Below are 3,046 nucleotides of genomic sequence, written 5' to 3' on the forward strand. Positions count from 1 at the left end.
GGTGCCGGCCGGGAGCCGGTGTCGGTGGCCGAGCGGGTGTTGTGCTCGGTGTTCGTGGACGTGCTCGGTGTGGTGGGGGTGGGTGTCGACGACGACTTCTTCCATCTCGGCGGCGACTCCATCATGTCCCTGCAGGTCGTCTCGCGCGCACGGCGCGCCGGAATCGCGGTCACCGCAAGGGATCTGTTCACCCATCGCACCGTCGCGGCCCTGGCCGCGTCGGCCCGCACGCTCGACGATGCCCCCGCGATCTCGGACGACGGCACCGGACTCGTGCCGCTGACGCCGCTCGCGACCGCGACGATCCGTGACGGCCACTACGAGAACTACTGCCAGGCCACCGTCGTGCACACGCCGGTCGGAGCCGATCGCGGCGCCCTCGCCGCGGCTCTCGCGGATGTGATTGCGCACCACGACATCCTCCGTGCGCGCCTCGTCGACACCGACGGTGACGGCACGCCCGACGCACTCGACGTGCCCCGCGAGACGACGCTCGATCTCGACGCCCTGGTGCGCGAGGTCGCAACCGGCACCGATCGGGACGCGCAGGTGCGAGCCGAACTCGCTTCTGCCGCAGCGCGTCTCGATCCTGCGGCCGGTGTGATGGTGCAGACGGTGTTCCTGGCTCCTGTCGCGCCGGACGAGCGCGGCGCACTGCTGATCGCCGCACACCATCTCGTCGTCGACGGCGTGTCCTGGCGCGTCCTGCTCGAAGATCTGGCCGCACGCTGGAACCGTGAGGAACTCGACCCGGTGCCGACGTCCGTCCGCACCTGGAACACCGCGCTGGCCGAGCGGGCGCGCACCGGCGACACCGAGGCCCGTGCCCGGTCCTTCGCCGCCCGGATCGGGGACTTCGAGCCGCCGATCGGAAGCCGCGACTTCGATCCGGCACTCGACACCCACGCGTCCACCGCGGACGTCACCGTCGAACTGGACGTCGCGACCACCCGTTCGCTGCTGTCGACCCTGCCGCGGGTGTACGCCGGTAGTGTCGACGACGGGCTCTACGCGGCGCTGGCCGCCGCCGTCGTGAACTGGCACCGGGGCCGTGGCACCGCGACCGACAGTGTTCTCGTCGCCCGCGAAACGCACGGTCGCGCACACGAACTCGTCTCCGGCGCCGATCTGTCCCGCACGGTCGGCTGGTTCACCGCGATGTACCCCGTCCGGCTCGATCTCACCGGAATCGAAACCGGTGCAGACGGATTCGACACCGATGCGCTCGTGCGTACCGTCAAGGAACAGTTGCGTGCCGCTGCCGCCGACGGGATCGATCACGGCCTCGCCCGGTACCTCGACCCGGTCGGGGAGGACGTGCTCGCCCGCTGCGCTCGCCCGCAGATCGGGTTCAACTACCTGGGCCGGTTCGCCGCCGACAGCGGGGAGGCCCGGGACTGGTCGGCACTGCCGGGATTCGCAGGGCTCCTCGGGCACACCCGCCCGGAGATGCCCGCCGCGACTGCCGTGGACATCAACGCCGTCACCGTCGACGGTCCGGACGGTCCCCGGTTGCAGGCCCGCCTGACCTACGCCACCGGCATCCTCACCGAAGATCAGGCCCGCACCCTGGGCAAAGCCTGGGTGGAGGCGGCCACTGCGCTCGCCCGGCACGCCGAGATCGTGCCGACCGTCCGGCACACACCGGGTGACTTCCTCGACACCGGCGTCTCGCAGGCCGACGTGTGCGCGTGGGAGCAGCGATTCGGCGAGCTCACCGACGTGCTGCCCATGACCGGTCTGCAGCAGGGCCTGATCTTCGAATCACAGCTGCACGCCGACTCGGACGCCGTCGACGTCTACGTCGGGCAGGTCGCCTTCGAATTCACCGGACCGCTCGACCGCGACCGGCTCCACCGTGCCGCACAGGCGCTGCTCGACGCGCACCCGAACCTGCGGGCCGCCTTCGTGACCGACGCGGACGGCACGTATCGCAGTGTCGTGCCCGCGTCCGTTCCGATGCCGTGGCAGGTGATCGACGTGACGGGCGACGTGGATCCGGACGCCGCCGCCGACCGGGTCGCCGACGCGGAGCGCGACACCCGGTTCGATCCTGCCGTGCCGCCGCTGCTGCGGTGCGCGCTCGTCGTCCTCGCCCCGGAGCGGCATCGCCTGGTGGTGACCGAACACCACGCGGTGATCGACGGCTGGTCGACTCCGCTGCTCGTGGCCGAACTGCTCGAGAACTACCGCGGCGGCACCTCGTCCACGACCGCCGACCGCGACGGCTACCGCAACTTCCTGACCTGGCTGGCCCGGCAGGAACCGGAGGCGACCCGCGCTGCGTGGCAGCAGGTGCTCGACCCCGTCGAGGGTCCGACGCTGGTCGCGCCGGCCGAGCGCGTCTCGGTCGCCGAGTTCCCGCAGACGGTGCCCGTCACCCTCGACGCCGAGACCAGCGCCGGTGTCGTCGCCGCGGCCCGCGCGTGCGGTGTCACCGTGGCGACGGTCGCGCAGGTTGCGTGGGCGATGGCGCTCGCGCAGCAGACCGGGCAGTCCACCGTCGTCTTCGGTGCCACCGTCTCCGGTCGCCCGTCCCAGGTCGACGGCGTCGAATCCGCAATCGGCCTGTTCATCAACACGATTCCGGTCGTCGTCGAACTCGACCCGGCCGACCGGCTCGAAGACGCCCTGGTCCGCGTGCAGGAGCAGCAGGTGTCGGTGCTCGACCACCATCACGTGTCGCTCACCGAACTGCACCGCATCGCCGGGCAGCAGCGCCTGTTCGACACGCTGGTGGTGTTCGAGTCGTACCCCATGGACGAGTCCGCGCTCACCGCGATGCTCGACGACGACGCGCTGAGCCTGGCCGGTCTGAGCGGGCGCGACTCCACGCAATACCCGATGACCCTCGAGGTCACCCCGGGCGACGAGATCGCGGTCGAGGTCGCCTACCTGCCCACGCTCGTCGACGAATCCGTCGCGGTCCGGGCGGCCGAGGCCGTGCGTGCCGTGCTGGCGCAGTGTGCGGTGGATGTGGGTGTGCGGGTTGGTGGGGTGTCGGTGTTGTCGTCGGTGGAGGCGGCGGTGTCGGTGGTGTCGGATG

At 71.2% G+C, this 3,046-nt stretch carries 1 protein-coding gene; it reads left to right on the plus strand.

Translation table 11 applies throughout. The features are described from left to right. A partial coding sequence (locus ACWDTS_RS28025; RefSeq protein ID WP_450119455.1) for a condensation domain-containing protein occupies positions 1-3,046 on the plus strand: 3,046 nt, incomplete at both ends.

Source organism: Rhodococcus sp. NPDC003383, from assembly GCF_053589115.1.